The sequence below is a fragment of the Paraburkholderia sp. IW21 genome, assembly GCF_041321145.1.
GTDB lineage: Bacteria > Pseudomonadota > Gammaproteobacteria > Burkholderiales > Burkholderiaceae > Paraburkholderia.
In genome coordinates, this window is sequence record NZ_JBGGWA010000001.1 from 260165 (window position 1) to 277072 (window position 16908).

13 protein-coding genes are annotated in these 16908 nt (G+C 63.8%); 8 read left to right on the forward strand and 5 right to left on the reverse strand.

What is annotated here, in order from left to right; all coding sequences use genetic code 11:
• Positions 1-2 precede the first annotated feature (2 nt).
• A complete protein-coding gene (locus ACAX43_RS01170) occupies positions 3-2300 on the reverse strand; it encodes an ATP-binding protein (RefSeq protein WP_370706589.1) in 2298 nt (765 codons plus the stop codon).
• A 678-nt stretch (positions 2301-2978) separates the two neighbouring features.
• Between ACAX43_RS01170 and ACAX43_RS01175 the strand changes: the two genes are divergently transcribed.
• From ACAX43_RS01175 to ACAX43_RS01205, 7 genes are all read left to right on the forward strand, one after another.
• Positions 2979-3347 carry a response regulator gene (locus ACAX43_RS01175; RefSeq protein WP_370706590.1) on the forward strand — a complete coding sequence of 123 codons (369 nt, stop codon included), beginning with the start codon at positions 2979-2981 and terminating at the stop codon, positions 3345-3347.
• On the forward strand, positions 3340-3963 hold the full coding sequence (locus ACAX43_RS01180) for a chemotaxis protein CheC (protein WP_370706591.1): 624 nt from the start codon (positions 3340-3342) through the stop codon (positions 3961-3963). The genes ACAX43_RS01175 and ACAX43_RS01180 overlap by 8 nt, the downstream gene beginning before the upstream one ends.
• Positions 3960-4898, forward strand: coding sequence for a diguanylate cyclase (locus ACAX43_RS01185; RefSeq protein WP_370706592.1), 939 nt, complete (start codon positions 3960-3962; stop codon positions 4896-4898). The genes ACAX43_RS01180 and ACAX43_RS01185 overlap by 4 nt, the downstream gene beginning before the upstream one ends.
• A 240-nt stretch (positions 4899-5138) precedes the next feature.
• The gene (hpnD, locus tag ACAX43_RS01190; protein WP_370706593.1) at positions 5139-5987 is read left to right on the forward strand and encodes a presqualene diphosphate synthase HpnD; all 849 of its coding nucleotides are present in this window, start codon (positions 5139-5141) and stop codon (positions 5985-5987) included.
• A 4-nt stretch (positions 5988-5991) separates the two neighbouring features.
• Positions 5992-7257 carry a hydroxysqualene dehydroxylase HpnE gene (gene hpnE / locus ACAX43_RS01195; RefSeq protein ID WP_370706594.1) on the forward strand — a complete coding sequence of 422 codons (1266 nt, stop codon included), beginning with the start codon at positions 5992-5994 and terminating at the stop codon, positions 7255-7257.
• Positions 7254-9290, forward strand: coding sequence for a squalene--hopene cyclase (shc, locus tag ACAX43_RS01200; protein ID WP_370706595.1), 2037 nt, complete (start codon positions 7254-7256; stop codon positions 9288-9290). Before hpnE ends, shc begins: the two co-directional genes overlap by 4 nt.
• 3 nt (positions 9291-9293) lie before the next feature.
• On the forward strand, positions 9294-10025 hold the full coding sequence (locus tag ACAX43_RS01205; protein ID WP_370706596.1) for a phosphorylase: 732 nt from the start codon (positions 9294-9296) through the stop codon (positions 10023-10025).
• Positions 10026-10098: 73 nt separating this feature from the next.
• On the opposite strand, the gene ACAX43_RS01210 is transcribed toward ACAX43_RS01205, so the two are convergent.
• Both ACAX43_RS01210 and ACAX43_RS01215 read right to left on the reverse strand, forming a co-directional pair.
• A complete protein-coding gene (locus ACAX43_RS01210; protein ID WP_370706597.1) occupies positions 10099-11178 on the reverse strand; it encodes an MlaA family lipoprotein in 1080 nt (359 codons plus the stop codon).
• 2 nt (positions 11179-11180) lie between these two features.
• Positions 11181-13796, reverse strand: a complete 2616-nt coding sequence (locus ACAX43_RS01215) for an MMPL family transporter (protein ID WP_370706598.1) — start codon at positions 13794-13796, stop codon at positions 11181-11183.
• A gap of 211 nt (positions 13797-14007) precedes the next feature.
• Here ACAX43_RS01215 and ACAX43_RS01220 point away from each other — a divergent pair, with 211 nt between their 5' ends.
• Positions 14008-14613: a phospholipid-binding protein MlaC gene (locus ACAX43_RS01220; protein ID WP_370706599.1), complete on the forward strand. Its 606-nt coding sequence runs from the start codon at positions 14008-14010 to the stop codon at positions 14611-14613.
• 86 nt (positions 14614-14699) lie between these two features.
• Here ACAX43_RS01220 and hpnH read toward each other — a convergent pair whose 3' ends face one another.
• Both hpnH and ispH read right to left on the reverse strand, forming a co-directional pair.
• Complete coding sequence (hpnH, locus tag ACAX43_RS01225) at positions 14700-15872, reverse strand: adenosyl-hopene transferase HpnH (RefSeq protein WP_370706600.1); 1173 nt, start codon at positions 15870-15872, stop codon at positions 14700-14702.
• 10 nt (positions 15873-15882) lie between these two features.
• On the reverse strand, positions 15883-16827 hold the full coding sequence (ispH, locus tag ACAX43_RS01230) for a 4-hydroxy-3-methylbut-2-enyl diphosphate reductase (protein ID WP_370706601.1): 945 nt from the start codon (positions 16825-16827) through the stop codon (positions 15883-15885).
• Positions 16828-16908 lie beyond the last annotated feature (81 nt).

The following is a 16908-nucleotide window of genomic DNA, read 5'->3' on the forward strand; positions in this document are numbered from 1 at the left end:
ACTTAGACCGCTAGTCCGCCCGGATGCGCCGTCGCCGCCGGATCGGCGGCCGCCTGCGCCAAGTCACGCTGGATCGCTTGCAGGAGCTTCTCCAGCAACGCGACATCGAAGGGTTTGGACAGCACTCGCACATTGACATGACGCGCACGGTCGAGTTCTTCCGCGTAGCCGGTGACCAGAATGACAGGCAGTTTGGTGTGGAACGTCAGCACCGCCTCGGCCAGATCGATGCCGTTCAACGTGCCTGGCATGTGGATGTCCGACAGGACCAGATCGAACGGCAGCGGCTCGCCGGTGCGAGCCTGCCTGGCGTGGGCGTCGTCGAACAGACGCAGCGCGGTATCGGCATTGAAGACGCAGGTGACCTGGTGGCCCATCATCTGCAGCAGGGCTTCCGTGCCGGCTGCGACCTCGTCGTTGTCTTCGACCAGCAGAATGCGTAGGCCTTGCGGCACGCCGCTTTCCTCGACACCCGGATCGGTCGGCAGCTCCGCCTCGAGCGCGGTCGTGGCGCGCGGCAGATAGAGACGCACCGAGGTGCCCGCGCCGATCGCGCTGTCGAGCGCGGCAAGGCCGCCGGAGCGCTCGCAGAAAGCAAAAACCTGCGGCAGGCCCAGGCCCGTGCCCATGCCGTTCGGCTTTGTCGTGAAAAGCGGTTCGAAGGCACGCGCGAGCACGTCAGGCGGCATGCCGCCGCCGGTGTCTTCAAGCGCCAGTTGCACGAAGTCGCCGGTGAGTGGAAAGCCGTCCTCATGGGGGAAATTAATATTGGCTGCTCGCACGGTGAAACGCCCCCCGCTGGGCATGGCGTCGCGCGCGTTCACCGCGATGTTGATCAGCGCCAGTTCGAGCTCGGCGACGTCGACGCGCATCGGCCAGACCTCGTTGCCGATGTCCATGACCAACGAAACCTTCGCGCCGAGCGACGCGCGCAGCAATTCGCTGCACGCCGGCAGCCAGCGTTCGAGCGCCAGCGTCTCGTTGCGCAACGGCTGCTTGCGCGCGACGCCAAGCAATTGCCGGGTGAGCGACTGACCGCTCTTGAGCGCTCGCTCGATCGCCAACAATTCGCGATCGAGTCCCGGCGTGCCGCGGCGCCGCACGATCTGCGCGTTGGCCGAGATGATCATCAGCAGGTTGTTGAAATCATGCGCCACGCTGCCGACCAGATTGCCGAGCGCCTCCATCTTGCGCGACTGGCGATACGCGGATTCGATCGAGCGGCGCATCGACGCCTCAGCCTGCCAGCGCTCCCACGCTTCCTCTTCGGCGCCAAGGCGCCGCAGCGACAACCAGATGACGCACCACAGGACGATGGACGGCGTGAACATCGACAGGATCAGCACGCTCAGGTGCCGATACCACGCTGCCCAGATCGCCGAGGTACGATAGCCGCACGACACGTACACCGGATACGCGCCGACGCGACGGTAGGCGAGGATCACGTTGTCGCTGTCGAGGTCAGAACGCATCCGCACGACACCCGCACGCCGCCCTTGCGCCAGCGCTTCGGCGAGCGGCGAATTAGGCGGCATCGCCACCGGCTCGCGCGGGCGGCGCGGATAGTGTGCGAGGATCGCGCCGTCCATGCGGATCAGGCTCATGATCATCGGCGTGCTGTCGCTGCCGCCCAGCAATTCACGGTAGAAGGCATCGAAATAGCTGGGCCGCAGCGCGACCGAGACGACCCCGGCGAATGAACCGTCGGCGGCGTGCCGTTCCACGCCCGTGTCGAACAGCTGCTCGCCCACAACGTGTCCTGTTATCACCTTCGAGACATGCTCGAGGTCCTTGCCTTCGCGAATGCCGGTGAAATCTTCGCGATCGGCAATCGACAATGCCGGCGCAGGATAGAAACGGCTGGTGACGAGCAAATCACCCTGCCGACCGAAAATCGAGACGGCGGCCACCTGAGGGTAGCCGCCGCCCATGGTGCGCAGTTTCTCGTGAATCCCGGCTTCTTTAGCGCGAATGCCCTTGTCGTCCAGACCTTGTGTCAGATCGACGATGCGCGCGTCGAGCGTCTCGTTCATGTCGAACACTTTCAGCGCGTGTTCTTCCGCCACGCGCACCGTGCTCAGCGTCGAATCGGTGGCGTCGGCCATGCGCGCATGCAGATCGTTGAACGCCATCGTCGCAACGTACGCACACGGCAGCACGATGGCTGCGATGAGCAACGCGATTAGCGTGATGCGCCGTACCTGGAAATTGTGTTCCGGCACCGCTGGGAACGGCGCCTCGTTCTGCCGGATAGCGGAAAGGCGGCTCGCTTGCGGCGGGTCGAACCGGTCTGGTGTCATGTTCGATAACGCTCAAGGTCGTTTGGGACGGAAAGGCCGGGAGTGGGCATCATACGAGAAACATAGACCCGTGCCGGTGGTCGTCGTTGCCGCGGCAAGCCGGCGCGGCTGATTTGTCTGTACTTTGAATCAGCGACGAATCGGCAAGCGCAAACGTACACAAAAGTATAAATGTAAAAGTAAACCGCCAGGATCTATCCAAATTTTTCCACAAATAGTATTTAATGGGAGAATCTATTTAACGAACGCTAAATTGGCGAGTTGCCTTTCCGCCGTTTTGCTTCGAAAATCCACGCCATCACAAAGAATGCGTCCGCCATGTTCGGATGCATCTGCCGCGAGGGCAGCCAGACAGCGCGTACAACGCGTAACGGAAGGCACTCGCGGAAGCAAGCGCGCGGCAAGGGGACCAGCCCGATCCATGAAACCGCGCGGATTCATCTACGGGGTAGGCTCCGAATATGCTGGCCATAGCCGTCGTCCACCGGGTTCGCACGCATTCATGTGTGCGCCGGGTTCCGTCAAAAGCGCCGCGCTGCGCGCGCTCTCCGTTCGTTTTCAAGCTGCAATCTCGCAAGACTCAACCCGCTTCGCCGCTGGTCGACAGACCTCGCGCTAAAGAAATCGCCTCTACCCGCCGTTAACGCGCTAGAGCTAATTCCGCTTACCGACCCGCCCATGCCTTTGTCTATTGTGATCGCCGACGATTCGTTGCTTGCCCGCAAGGTGCTCACCAAGGCATTGCCGCCGGACTGGGATGTCGACGTGTCCTACGCGGCGAACGGGCGCGAAGCGCTCGGCCTGTATCGCGAAGGCAAAGCGTCGGTGATGTTCCTCGACCTGACAATGCCGGACATGACCGGCTATCAGGTGCTGGAAGCACTACAGCATGAGGACCTGAACACCTTCGTCATCGTCGTCTCCGCTGATGTTCAGCCGATGGCCCAGTCGCGCGTGCGCGCGCTTGGCGCCGCCGCCTTCATCGCCAAGCCCGTGACGCCCGAGGCGGTACTACCCATCCTCAAGGAGTACGGGTTGTATGTCTGAGCCAGTCCTCAACGAAGACCAGCGCGACGCGCTGCAAGAGGTCGCCAATCTGGCGATGGGCCAAGCCGCGACGCGCCTCGCGCGGCTGCTCGATGCGTTCATCGAACTGTCGGTGCCGCGCGTGAAGGTGGTGGCGGTGACCGAGGCGGCGGAGGCGCTGCGCGAGATGACCGGGATCGAGGACACGGTGAGCGCGGTGCGCCAGGGCTTTCGCTCCGACATCAAGGGCGAGGCGCTGGTGATCTGTCGCAGCGACAGCATCGCGCAGTTGTGTTCGCTCGTTAGCGATCCCTATGCGCGCTCGAGCTACGAGGCGGTGAGCCAGCAAGAGCTCGTGTTCGATGTCGCGAACGTGCTGACCGGCGCGTGCGTCTCGTGCATTCTCGACCAGCTCGGCCGCACGCCGGTCTTCTCCGCGCCGGGGCTGCTCGGCGAAGCCATGACGCTCGACGAAGTATTCCAGCCGGGCGTGTTGCAATGGGAAGTCGCGTTGCTGGTCGAAGTGAATTTCGCGCTCGAAGATCAGAGCTTCCGCGCGCACCTCGTGATGCTGATGGCCGAAGAGTCGATTCGCCATATGAGCGGGGCGCTCGACGCGCTGTTGTCCAGCATATGAATGTTCCCGTGGATTCGTTGAGCGATCTGGTTGTCGAACGTGTCGGCTTTGGCATCTTCGTGCTCGATCGCAACATGACCGTGCTGATGTGGAACCGCTTCATGCAGGATCACAGCGGTTTGTCGCCGGAGCAGATGGTCGGAAAATCGCTCTTTACGCGCTTTCCGGAGCTGCCGCGCGTGTGGCTGTCGCGCAAGATCGAAAGCGTGTTTCAGCTCGGCAGTTTCGCGTTCAGTTCGTGGGAGCAGCGGCCGTATCTCTTCAAGTTCGATCACGACCGGCCGATTACCGGCGGTGTCGATTTCATGCAGCAGGACTGTACGTTCATGCCGCTCATGCGCGATCGCGAAGTGGTGGCCGTGTGCGTGACCATCTCGGATGTCACGCATGTGAGCATCGTGCAGCGCGAACGCGAAGAAGCGGTCGCCAAGCTGCAGGAATACGCGGATCGGGACGGGTTGACGGGCATTGCCAATCGCCGTTTCTTCGAAGCGCGCCTGAGCGACGAATATACGCGCTGGCAGCGCTACGGCGGCGAGATGTCCGTGCTGCTGTTCGATCTCGATCACTTCAAGAAAATCAACGACCAGTTTGGCCATGGCGTCGGCGATACGGTGTTGCGCGTGATGGCGCAGCGGGTCGCCGAGGTGGTGCGGGCCCAGGACACCTTCGGGCGCTTCGGCGGCGAGGAGTTCGCCTTGCTGCTGCCGTGTACGCCGCTCGAAGACGCCATGCGGGTCGCGGAAAAGATCCGCTGCACGATCGCCGACACACCGGTCGAAGTGCAGGGCACGAGTGTACCGGTGACGGCAAGCGTCGGGGGGGCGGCGGCGCGAGTGGGCGTGCCCGCCTATGACGTGCTCATCAATGAAGCCGACGCGGCGCTGTATAGCGCGAAGCGGCAGGGACGCAACCGTTCGGTGGCGTTTATCTGATTCTCAGCTCCCTCGCGCGGCCACGCGCGATTTTCCCAACGCCGTTCAGCAGCGTCGCGGCCGTATCCGGCCCTTATTCGCCCAAAACTGCGGCATCTTACAAACGTTGTTATACTTTTCGCCGTTTCCGGCATCCCCGCCGGGTGTTTCGCGCGTGTCCGCGCGCGTGGGGCGCTTGCTCTGCGGTAAGCATAAAATTTCTTGAACGCCTTTCAGCGGGCGCCTCCAGTGGAGATCGTCTTGGCTGTTTCCAATCTTGTCGTGGACGATACAGAAATCGACGCCGCTGCCGCCACGTCCGGCAGCTCGTTCTATCTCGCGATGCGCATCCTGCCGGCCGCGCAGCGTGATGCGATGTATCAGGTCTACGCCTTCTGCCGCGCTGTCGACGACATCGCCGACAGCGACATGCCGCGCGCCGAGCGCGCCGCTGCGCTCGAGCGCTGGCGCGCCGACATCGACGCGTGCTATGCCGGCACACCGCGCACGTCCTTGTGCGCGCTGACGCGGCACATTCATACGTTTCACCTGCAACGCGAAGATTTTCACGCCATGATCGACGGCATGGCGATGGATGCAGCGGCTGACATCTGCGCGCCCGACGAAGCCACGCTCGACCTCTACTGCGACCGTGTCGCGAGTGCGGCGGGCCGGCTATCGGTGAGGATATTCGGGATGCAGGAAGAATCGGGCCGTCTGCTGTCGCACCACCTGGGCCGCGCGCTGCAACTGACCAATATCCTGCGCGATATCGACGAAGACGCCGGTATCAACCGCTGCTACCTGCCGCACGAATTGCTGGCGCGCGAAGGCATCGCGGTGGAGAGCCCGACGCAGATCGCCGACGATCCGTCGCTGCCGCGCGTCTGCGCGACGCTGGCCGAGCGCGCCAGGCAGCATTTCGCCGCCTCCGACGCGATCATGAACCGCGAGCCGCGCAACCACGTGCGTGCGCCGCGCATCATGTCGGGCGTCTATCGCGTGCTGCTCGAACGCACGCTCGAGCGTGGTTTCGACATGCCGCGTACGAAGGTCAAAAAGCCGCGTCTGCGCATGCTGTGGATCGTCGCGCGTTACGCGCTCTTGTGAACTGATGCCCAAGTTCGTACATGTGATCGGCGCCGGCGTCGCCGGCTTGGCCGCAGCGGTGCAATTGCAGCGGCGCGGTGCACAAGTCGTGCTGCATGAAGCGATGCCCCAAGCGGGTGGCCGGTGCCGTTCGTACTACGACGCGAGACTGGGCGCGACCATCGACAGCGGCAATCACATGATGCTGTCCGGCCATGTTGCGACGCTCAACTACTTGCGAGCGATCGGCGCCGCCGACGAACTGGGCGGTCCGGCGCAGCCCGAATATCCGTTCGTGGATCTGGCAACGCGGGCGCGCTGGACCGTGCGCCTGTCGCCGGGCCGCATGCCGTGGTGGATTTTCGATCCGAACGCGCGCGTGCCGAACACCGGACCGGGCGACTATCTGACCCTCGCGCCACTGCTGTTCGCCAAGCCCGGGCGCAGCGTGGCGCAGACCATGCGCAGCAATGGCCCGTTGTGGGACCGCCTGCTGCGGCCGCTGTTTCTCGCGATGCTCAACGTCGAGCCGCGCGAAGCGTCGGCGGAAATGGCGGGCGCGATGGTCAGGGAGACGCTGATCGCCGGCGGCCTGGCGTGCCGCCCGCTGGTCGCACGCAACGGTCTGGGCAGCGCTTTTGTCGATCCGGCGCTGCGGCTGTTGCAACACGGTGGCGCCGCAATCAGGCTCGGTTCGCGTCTGCAGGAAATCGTATTTGCCGGCACCGGCCGTGTGTCGGCACTGAATTTCGCGGACGAGCGCATCCCGATCGAGGCCAAACAGGCCGTGGTCCTCGCGGTACCGTCGGAGATTGCGCAGACGCTCGTGCCCGGCTTGCGCGCGCCGAATCGCTTCGCGGCAACCGTCAACGTGCATTTCGCCGTCGAGCCGCCGTTCGGTATGCCGCCGATCACGGGGCTGCTCAATGCGACGGCCGACTGGCTGTTTGCCTTTGCGGGCCGTGTGTCGGTCACGATTAACGCCGCAGAGCGCCTGCTTGACACGCCGCATGAAGCGCTGGCGAAAACCATTTGGGCGGAAGTTGCTCAGGTCGCCAGTTTGCCCGCCGAGCCGATGCCGGCCTGGCAGGTCGTGATGGAGAAGCGCGCGACATTTGCCGCGCTGCCGGACCAGGAAACGCTGCGCCCCGGCACGCGCACTCGCTGGACCAACTTGACGCTCGCGGGAGACTGGACGGCCACCGGCCTGCCCGCAACGATAGAAGGCGCGATCCGCTCCGGCCAGAAGGCCGCGGATACGTTGCTGAATGAACCGATGGAACGCCGATGAACGACTTATCTCAAGCCCAGCAACTGGACGCCGTGTTGCCTGAATGTGCCGAAGCGGCGCCGAACGTGCCGACCGTTGAGCCGGTTGCTGCGGCGCAAGCGCCGGCAACGTCGCTGGACGCCGCGATCACGCGCGCCACCGAGGCGATTCTCGCCGCGCAGAAGCCGGATGGCCACTGGGTCTACGAACTCGAAGCCGACGCGACGATTCCCGCCGAATATGTACTGCTGGTCCACTATCTCGGCGAAACGCCGAACGTGGAACTGGAGCAGAAGATCGCGCGCTATCTGCGCCGCATCCAGTTGCCGAACGGCGGCTGGCCGCTCTTCACCGACGGCGCGCTCGACATCAGCGCCAGCGTGAAAGCGTACTTCGCGCTGAAGATGATCGGCGACCCGGCGGATGCCGAGCATATGGTCCGTGCGCGTGAGGCGATTCTGGCGAACGGTGGGGCGGAAACGGTGAACGTGTTCACACGGATTCTGCTTGCGCTGTTCGGCGTGGTGTCATGGCGTGCCGTGCCGATGATGCCGGTGGAAATCATGCTGCTGCCCCAATGGTTCCCGTTCCATCTGTCGAAGGTATCGTACTGGGCGCGGACCGTGATCGTGCCGTTGCTGGTGCTGAACGCGAAGCGGCCGGTGGCGCGTAATCCGCGCCGCGTGCGTATCGACGAGCTGTTCCGCGCCGCGCCGGTCAACACGGGCATGCGTGATCGGGCGCCGCATCAGCACTTGGGTTGGTTCCGCTTCTTCCGTGGCGTGGACATGATGCTGCGCGCGGTCGACGGCCTGTTCCCGAAAGTCACGCGCGAGCGTTCGGTGCGCGAGGCGGTGGCATTCGTCGACGAACGGCTGAACGGCGAAGACGGCCTCGGCGCGATTTTCCCGGCCATGGCCAACTCGGTAATGATGTACGACGTGCTCGGCTATCCGGCCGATCACCCGAACCGCGCGATTGCCCGCGAGTCGATCGAAAAGCTGCTCGTCATCAAGGATGACGAAGCATATTGCCAGCCGTGTCTGTCGCCGGTGTGGGACACCTCGCTTGCGGCGCACGCGCTGCTCGAGACCGGCGAAGCGCATGCCGGGCAGGCGGCCGAACGCGGGCTCGCGTGGTTGCGTCCGCTGCAGATTCTCGACGTGCGCGGCGACTGGATTTCGCGCCGTCCGAACGTACGTCCTGGTGGCTGGGCGTTTCAGTACAACAACGCGCACTATCCTGACGTGGACGATACGGCCGTGGTCGTGATGGCGATGCAACGCTCGGCGGCGCTGACGCAATCGGATGTCGATCGCGAAGCCATTGCGCGGGCGCGCGAATGGGTGGTCGGCATGCAGAGCAGCGACGGCGGCTGGGGCGCGTTCGAACCGGAAAACACGCAGTACTACCTCAACAACATTCCGTTCTCCGATCACGGCGCCTTGCTCGATCCGCCGACCGCAGACGTGTCGGGCCGCTGCCTGTCGATGCTCGCGCAACTCGGTGAACTGCCGCAGGGCAGCGAACCGGCGCAACGCGCCTTGGCCTACATGCTGAAGGAGCAGGAGTCCGACGGCAGCTGGTACGGCCGCTGGGGCCTGAACTACATCTACGGTACGTGGACCGCGCTGTGTTCGCTGAACGCCGCAGGCCTGCCGCACGACGATCCGCGGATGAAGCGCGCCGCGCAGTGGCTGCTGTCGATCCAGAACGAAGACGGCGGCTGGGGCGAGGGTGGCGAGAGCTACAAGCTCGACTATCGTGGCTACGAACGCGCGCCGAGCACGGCTTCACAAACCGCATGGGCGCTGATGGGCCTGATGGCGGCGGGCGAGGTGAATCACGAAGCGGTGACACGCGGCGTCGAGTATTTGCAGCGCGAACAGCGCGAGCACGGCCTGTGGGACGAAACGCGTTTTACGGCGACCGGCTTCCCGCGCGTGTTCTATCTGCGTTATCACGGCTATCGCAAGTTCTTCCCGCTGTGGGCGCTGGCGCGCTTCCGTCATCTGAAGCGCAACGGGCTTACGCGCGTCGCGGTCGGGATGTAACGGATGGCGCTTTCGACAACGCCGTCAGCCGATGCGCAGCGCAGCACCTTGCCGGTGATCGTGGTGACGGGTATGGCGTTCGAAGCGCGCATCGCGCGCGGCAAGGGTGTCGAGGTGGTCCACGCCGCACGCGCGGATTTGCTGGAGCGGGCGTTGAGCGCGGCGGTCGCGCGCGGCTGCTCGGGGATCATCAGTTTTGGCACAGCGGGCGGTGTGGCGCCTGATCTCGAGCCGGGCACGTTGATCGTCGCGGAGGCCGTCGAGGGGCCGTTTGGGCGGCTGCAGACCGATCGGCCGTGGGCTGACAGGCTCGCCGCGGCGTTGGCGACCGGGCCGCTGGCGGCGCGTCTGCGGCGTGGCCTGATGGCAGCCGTCACCGCGCCTTTGATCACCGCCGACGACAAGCGCGTGCTGCATCGCTCGACCGGCGCGTTGGCCGTGGATATGGAGTCGCATATTGCCGGCGCGACGGCCGCCGCGCATGGCGTGCCGTTCGCCGTGTGCCGGGCGATTGTCGATCCGGCTTGGCGCACGCTGCCTTTCGCCGCGACTGCTGGCTTGCGTGACGATGGCACCACGGCGCTGGCGCCGATTTTGCGCGAGCTGCTGCGGCAGCCGTCGCAGCTCGGGGCGCTGATTCAGGTCGCCGTCGACGCGCGGGCGGCTCGGACCTCGCTGGTCCAGGCGCGATATGCGATGGGTGAGGCTGGGGTCTTGCGGATGGTTGTTGCCTGAAGGCGGCTGCCTGCTGCCTGTGCATTGCCTACCCAGCGCGCCTTCGCGCGCTGGATTACCTAACTCAAGCCCCCTATTGAGCCGCCGGTACTGTTTCCGGCGGTTTCTTGCCCGTCGGCGCCGTTTGTGCTGCCGGCACCGGCGTCACTGCGCCCGAAGCTGCATCAGGCACTGCAGTCGGGGCGTGCAGTCTCTCGCTCGGGTTGGTGTAGTTCGGCACGCCTGCCGGAGCACCTTTGGCGCTTCCCGAGGCGGCGTTCGGGGCTTGCGCTGCGTCGCCTGGGTCCGTGTAGTTCGGTACGCCCGCCGGAGCACCCGTGGCATTTCCCGAGGCGGCATTCGGGGCGTCCGCAGCGTCGCCCGGGTCCGCGTAGTTCGGCAACCCCGCCGGTGAGTCGGCGCCGGCGCCTTTGGCGGGCGTCGCGCCTGCGCCTGAGTCTTCCTGGTCGTCGTAGTTCGGGAGCGGCGCGGCGTTGTCGCCGGTGCCGCGCAAACGCGCCCGGCGCTGCTGGGTGTAGGCGTCGCGTACGAAGGAATACTTGTCGAGCGCGGCCTGTTGCAGCAGGTCGGTCGCGCCCAGCAGGTCGGAGCGCACGCTCACGAACTGCAGCACGTACAGCGGGTTGCGCAACGCCGGTTCCATGTAATTCAGCGGGTTGAACCTCACGTCCACCACCAGACCCATGCTGTCACGCACTGTGCTCGGACCGAACAGCGGCAAGACGAGGTACGGACCCGACGGGATGCCCCAGTGGCCCAGCGTCAGACCGAAATCCTGGTGGTGCTTCGGCAGGCCGGCCGGCGTCGCCCAGTCGAGCAGGCCGCCGAGGCCAAAGGTCGAGTTGAACGCGAAGCGCACGAGGTCTTCGGTCGCATCGGTGATCTTCAACTGCAACAGATTGTTGGCAGCGTTGTTCAGGTCGCCGAGATTCGAGAAGAAGTTGCTCACCGCCGTGCGCAACGGCTGCGGCGTCACTTTCTGGTAACCCTTGGCGACCGGAATGGCGACATAGCGATCCACCCCGTCGTTGAAATTGAATACCGCCCGGTTCACCGGTTCGAACGGGTCGCCAGGCTTGCGGTCGGGGCCGGTCGCGCAGCCGGAGATGAGACCGGCGGCGGTCAGCGTCAGCACGGTAGTTCGGAGCTTCATGCTTATATTCCTTTGTGCCTGGCGCGGCGTTGGCGCGGCTTGCCCATCAGTACGGGTTGGAACACCACCGCGCCGATCAGCGTGCAAAACAACGAGAGCGCCAGCAAGCGTCCCATACTCGACGTCCCCGGATGGTGCGACAGCCAGAGGCTGCCGAACGCCGTCGCGGTGGTCGCCGCGCTGAACAACACGGCATGCGTGAGGCTCGACTGCAAGAGGCCGGTCTGCCCGTTGCGCCACGCCATCACAAAGTAAATTTTGAATGCTACGCCGACGCCGAGCATCAGCGGCAACGCGATGATGTTCGCGAAGTTCAGCGGCATGCCGAACACCACGCACAGCTCCAGCGTCACCAGCGCCGACACCAGCAGCGGAACCAGCGTGCGCAGCACGTCGCCGAGCCGCCGCAGCGCGATCCACAGCAAGATTGAAATCGACAGCAACGCCCAGCCGGCGGCCTGCAGGAACGCCTTAATGATCGTGTCCGCGGAATGCAGGATCGAAATCGGGCCGCCGATCGCATCTGGCTCCGCTTTTTTCACCGAATGGGCGAAGCGGGCGAGCATGGTGTCGTCGTTCGGATCGGTGCCGGATATGACCTTCGGCGCAATGTCGACGAGCGCGCGGCCGTCCTTCGAGACCCAGCTCGTGGAGATCTCCTTGGGCAGGGTGTCGCGGGTGATTTCGGTCGGCTGCAGCAGATCAGCCAATTGCTTCAGCGCGATACGCAGCGGCTCGGACATCGCGGTTTCGGCGCGGTCGCGCATGGCGGCGTCTGCGGAAGCCAGCTTTTGCAGCGTCGCGGACAGATGCTTCGCTTCGGCGGCGCCCGGACCCGGATGGTCGTCGGCGGCGAGCGATAGCTGGTTCGATGCGCGCTTTAACGCGGCGACGCGCACCGCGTCCGTGGCCTGAGGGGCTGGCGGCTGCTGCAGCGCGGGCAACAGTTGCTGCGCGGCGCTCGCGATCAGCATCAATTTTTGCTGCTGCTCGGCAGGAATGAAGGTGTCGAGCGTGGTGACGCGGCCCACTTCCGGCAGCGTGCGCAGATGCGCGGCCTTCCGGTCCGCATCGGCAAGCGTTGGCGCCAGCACATGCACGTTGTTGACCGCCGCTTCCGGCGAGTCCTTGAGCGATAGCAGCGTCGCCATCGACTCGGTATGCGGATCCTTCAGATGCAGCGGATTGAAGTCAAAGCGCAAGTGCGTCAGCAAAGGCGTGGCGCCGATCACGATGAGGAGCGTTCCGATCAGCACCGGCTTGCGGTGTTGATCGAGAAAATCGTCGACAGGAGCGAGCTGCTTGAAGCCGGGCGAGGCCGCCTCGGCGCGTGGCCTGAAGATTTTCAACAGCGCCGGCAGCAGCGTCATGTTGGTGAAATACGCGACGAACATGCCGACGCCGGCGATCTCGCCCAATTCCGACACGCCGCGATACGCCGTCGGCAGGAACGAGAAGAAGCTCAGTGCGACCGCGACCGCCGCAAGGGTCAGCGGCACGCCGATGCTGTGCGCGGTGTGCGTGAGGGCGGCGGAAATACGGTCGTCGCGATTACGCTCTTCACGATATTTGACGCCGAACTGCACGCCGAAATCGACCCCGAGTCCGACGAACAGCACCATGAAGGCGACTGAAATCATGTTGAGCGCGCCAACCAGCAGCAGGCCGAGCGCCGCTGTGATCGCGAGGCCGACGAACAGCGTGATGAACACCGCGGCGATCATGCGGCCCGAACGCAGCGCCAGCCACAGAATGACCAGCACGACGATAAAAGTGCCGATGCCGTTGAGCGCCGCGCCGTCCTTGACGGAGGCGAATTCTTCGTCGGCGAGCGGCTGTTGGCCGGTCAGGCGGACTCTGGCGCCAAAGCGTGTATCGAGGTGCAGCGAGGCGGCGGTGTCGCGGATCGCCTGCGAGGCGGCCGCACCGGGCTCCAGCGCGTCGTAGTTCACGACGGGCTGCACCGTGACGAAGGCGCGCGCCGGCTCTGTGCCGGCACTCCTGTCGACCAGCGCGCGCCACGAGAATGCCGCGGGCTGTCCGGCCAGCACGCGGTCGAGCGTGGTTGCGCTTTGCGACAGCAAATGGCTCATGTCGGACAGTTTCACCTGGCCGAGTTGCAGCGGCAGCAACAGGCTCGTGGTGAGCGTGCCGGCGAGACCCGTCAGGCTCGGGTCGTGCGCGAGGGCATTGACGAGCGGGCGGGACTGGACGAGCTGCGAGGTGGTCGAGAGGACTTCATCGGTCGAGGGGAATAACAGGCCGTTGTGTTCGAAGAACGGGCCGCCGGCGGGCTGCGAGACCGCGACGAACTCCTTCTGATTGGCTTTGAGCGCGGCCGTCAGGACATTGGCGGCGGCGTCGGCGAACTCCGGGGCGCGGGCTTCGACCACGACCAGCACGGTTTGACCGCGATCCGGGAAGGCTCCGTCCATGGCGTGCTCGAGCGACGACCATTCCTTGTCGGTGTCGATGAGACGGCTGATATCCGTATTGATCTTGAAGTGATGGACGACGTAAAAGCCGCTCAAAACGGCGAGCACGAACGACAGGGCGATGATCCGTAACGGATGACGCACCGAATAGGCAACGAGACGGACAATAGATGACTTCAGCATGTAGGCGGAGGCGGCCTTATCACGGTTGTTGTTTTTGAAGAAAGTGCACAAGTATACAGAGCCGGAGCAATCTGGCGCGTCTTCGGTAGCAAGCGCGGCGCCCGGGGCGGCACTGGGGCGGGAACGCAACCTCGTTATACTGGTCTATCTTGCTTTTTATCGCGGGCTGTAAGGCTGCCCGCGCTTACTTCTTTCGGGTCTCGGCGAACGTATGAAACGTTATTTGTCTGCTTTTTTGGCTGCGGCTGTGGTGTCTACGGCGGCATATGCGCAGAGCGCGCCTGATGCGGTGGTAAAGAGTGCCGTCGAGGGCACGGTTGCCGCGATGAAGGCCGACCCGCAAGCGCGCGGCGGCGATATGGCGAAGATTACCGAGCTGGTTCAAACGCGATTTGTGCCGGCCACGGATTTTCAGCGAACCACGCGGATCGCGGTGGGCAAGGCATGGAGCACGGCGACGCCTGAGCAGCAGAAGCAGCTATACGAGCAGTTCACGCTGCTGCTGGTGCGTACTTATGCTTCGTCGCTTTCGCAACTGCGGGATCAGGATGTGAAATTCAAGTTTTTACCGGCTAACGTGTCTGCCGGTGCCAAGGATGTAGTCGTGCAGTCGCATGTGATCAGTCATGGCGGCGACGATGCCATCGATTACCGGCTGACCAAAGGGGCCTCCGGCTGGAAGATTTACGACATCAACATGATGGGCGCCTGGCTGATTCAGGTTTATCAGACGCAGTTTTCCGATCAGCTTTCCAAAGGCGGAGTCGACGGGCTGATCAAGTTTTTGACCGCCCACAATGCGCGGAGCGCCGGGTAACAAAAAAGCGCGGTAGCAACAAAGCTACCGCGCTTTCGAACGCTGCCCAGCTTGGGGCGGTGCAACACCGCCCCCGTGTCACACGCTCAGTGCGCAGACGCAGACGCAGCCGCAGCCGCAGCCGTCTGCACCTTCTTGCCCGTCCCGGCGCGCCCGATCTCTTCAAGCTTGATCTCGACGTGTCGCGAGAAGACATACTCAGCGGGACGCTGCTTATCCAAAGGAATGTCTTTCGTGAAGGCACCCGACGTCTTCGGGCCGCGCAGGCTGACCTTCAAAGCCTTCAACGGATGCGCAACCGTATCCATCACGGCAGTGGCTTCAAAGCCGCAGTGCACCATGCAGTCCGCGCACTTCTCATAGTTACCCGTGCCGTAGTTGTCCCAGTCCGTGGTTTCCATCAGTTCCTTGAAGGTCTTCACGTAGCCTTCGCCGACGAGGTAGCACGGCTTTTGCCAGCCGAACACCGTACGCGCCGGGTTGCCCCAAGGCGTGCACTCGTACGTCTGATTGCCGGCCAGGAAGTCGAGGAACATCGCCGACTGGCTGAACGACCAGTTCTTGCCATTGTTGCCGCGCTTGAAAATCTCGCGGAACAGATGCTTGGTCTTGTCGCGGTTCAGGAAGTGCTGCTGATCCGGCGCGCGTTCATATGCATAACCCGGCGAGACGGTGATACCGTCCACGCCCATCGGGCCGAGCGTATCGAAGAATGCAGCAACCCGTTCCGGCACCGCGTCGTTGAACAACGTGCAGTTGATGTTCACGCGGAAGCCACGGCGCTTCGCTTCCTTGATCGCGGCGACAGCCTTGACGTAGACGCCTTCCTGCGACACCGAGTGGTCGTGCGCCTGCTCGTCGCCGTCCAGGTGAACCGACCAGACGAAGTAAGGATTCGGCTCGTAATCGTCCATCTTCTTTTCCATCAGCAACGCATTCGTACACAGGTACACGAACTTCTTGCGCGCGATGATGCCCTTCACGATCTGTGGCATTTCCTTGTGCAGCAGCGGCTCGCCGCCTGCAATCGAAACGACCGGTGCGCCGCATTCGTCGACTGCGCCAAGGCATTCTTCGAGCGACAGACGCTGATTCAGGATCGGATCCGGATAATCGATCTTGCCGCAGCCATTGCAGGCAAGATTGCAGCGGAACAGCGGCTCCAGCATCAAGGCGAGCGGGTAGCGTTTGTTGCGCGAAAGGTGCTGACGCATGATGTATGCACCGACCCGGACTTTCTGTAGCAGCGGAATAGACAAGACGTCCTCCTTAAACTTCGCGTGCAGCGAGTGGTTGCATCAGTTTCGATGGCAACTTGAATTCGACTTTCTCTTCACGGCCCGCCATCGTCGTGACATCGACGGGCCCCAATGCGCGCAGCGCATCGATTACGTTCTCGACCATCTCTTCCGGTGCCGAAGCACCCGCCGTGATGCCGACAGTCTGCACATTCGCAAACCACTCCGGCTTCACTTCCGAACCGTCGGCGACGAGATAGCTCGCCACGCCGCTTTCGCTGCCGATCTCGCGCAGCCGGTTCGAGTTCGAACTGTTGGTTGCGCCCACCACCAGCAACACGTCGACCTCGTTGCTCAGTTCACGCACCGCCGCCTGGCGGTTTTGCGTGGCATAGCAGATGTCGCGCGTGTCAGGCCCGACGATGTCGGTGAAGCGACGCAGCAAGGCATTGATAATGCCACGTGTGTCGTCGACCGACAGCGTGGTCTGCGTTACATACGCGAGCGGCGTATCGGGCGGCAGGTCCAGATGCGCGACTTCCGCCTCGCTCTGCACCAGCACCACCTTGCCGGGAATCTGGCCGATCGTGCCTTCCACTTCCGGATGTCCGGCGTGGCCGATCAGAATCAGCGTGCGGCCCGCGCTCACATATTGGCGCCCTTGCACATGAACTTTGGTCACGAGCGGGCAGGTCGCGTCGAGCACGTCGAGGCCGCGTTGTTCCGCGTCGCGCTCGACTGTCTGAGCGACACCGTGCGCGCTGAAAATCGCCACGGCGCCTTGCGGCACCTCGTCAAGTTCTTCGACAAAGCGCGCGCCTTTCTGGCGCAGGTTATCTACCACATGGCGATTGTGAACAATCTCGTGGCGAACATACACGGGCGCGCCGTGTTGCTGTAACGCGCGATCGACGATCTCGATCGCACGAACAACCCCCGCGCAAAAGCCGCGGGGCTGAGCAAGGATCACTCGCATAAGTTGGCGAACTCCGACTGACGCGGATTTCGACGAAGCCGGTAAATATGACTTTATCGCCGCGACCATCTATCTAGTTGA

Excerpts from the sequence above, each read along its gene's own strand:
- ACAX43_RS01215 (WP_370706598.1), bottom strand. The coding sequence starts at position 13,796 with ATGCTGAAGTCATCTATTGTCCGTCTCGTTGCCTATTCGGTGCGTCAT.
- ACAX43_RS01210 (WP_370706597.1), bottom strand. The coding sequence starts at position 11,178 with ATGAAGCTCCGAACTACCGTGCTGACGCTGACCGCCGCCGGTCTCATC.
- ACAX43_RS01220 (WP_370706599.1), top strand. The coding sequence starts at position 14,008 with ATGAAACGTTATTTGTCTGCTTTTTTGGCTGCGGCTGTGGTGTCTACG.
- ACAX43_RS01170 (WP_370706589.1), bottom strand. The coding sequence starts at position 2,300 with ATGACACCAGACCGGTTCGACCCGCCGCAAGCGAGCCGCCTTTCCGCT.
- ACAX43_RS01180 (WP_370706591.1), top strand. The coding sequence starts at position 3,340 with ATGTCTGAGCCAGTCCTCAACGAAGACCAGCGCGACGCGCTGCAAGAG.
- ispH (WP_370706601.1), bottom strand. The coding sequence starts at position 16,827 with ATGCGAGTGATCCTTGCTCAGCCCCGCGGCTTTTGCGCGGGGGTTGTT.
- ACAX43_RS01175 (WP_370706590.1), top strand. The coding sequence starts at position 2,979 with ATGCCTTTGTCTATTGTGATCGCCGACGATTCGTTGCTTGCCCGCAAG.
- ACAX43_RS01205 (WP_370706596.1), top strand. The coding sequence starts at position 9,294 with ATGGCGCTTTCGACAACGCCGTCAGCCGATGCGCAGCGCAGCACCTTG.
- shc (WP_370706595.1), top strand. The coding sequence starts at position 7,254 with ATGAACGACTTATCTCAAGCCCAGCAACTGGACGCCGTGTTGCCTGAA.
- ACAX43_RS01185 (WP_370706592.1), top strand. The coding sequence starts at position 3,960 with ATGAATGTTCCCGTGGATTCGTTGAGCGATCTGGTTGTCGAACGTGTC.
- hpnE (WP_370706594.1), top strand. The coding sequence starts at position 5,992 with ATGCCCAAGTTCGTACATGTGATCGGCGCCGGCGTCGCCGGCTTGGCC.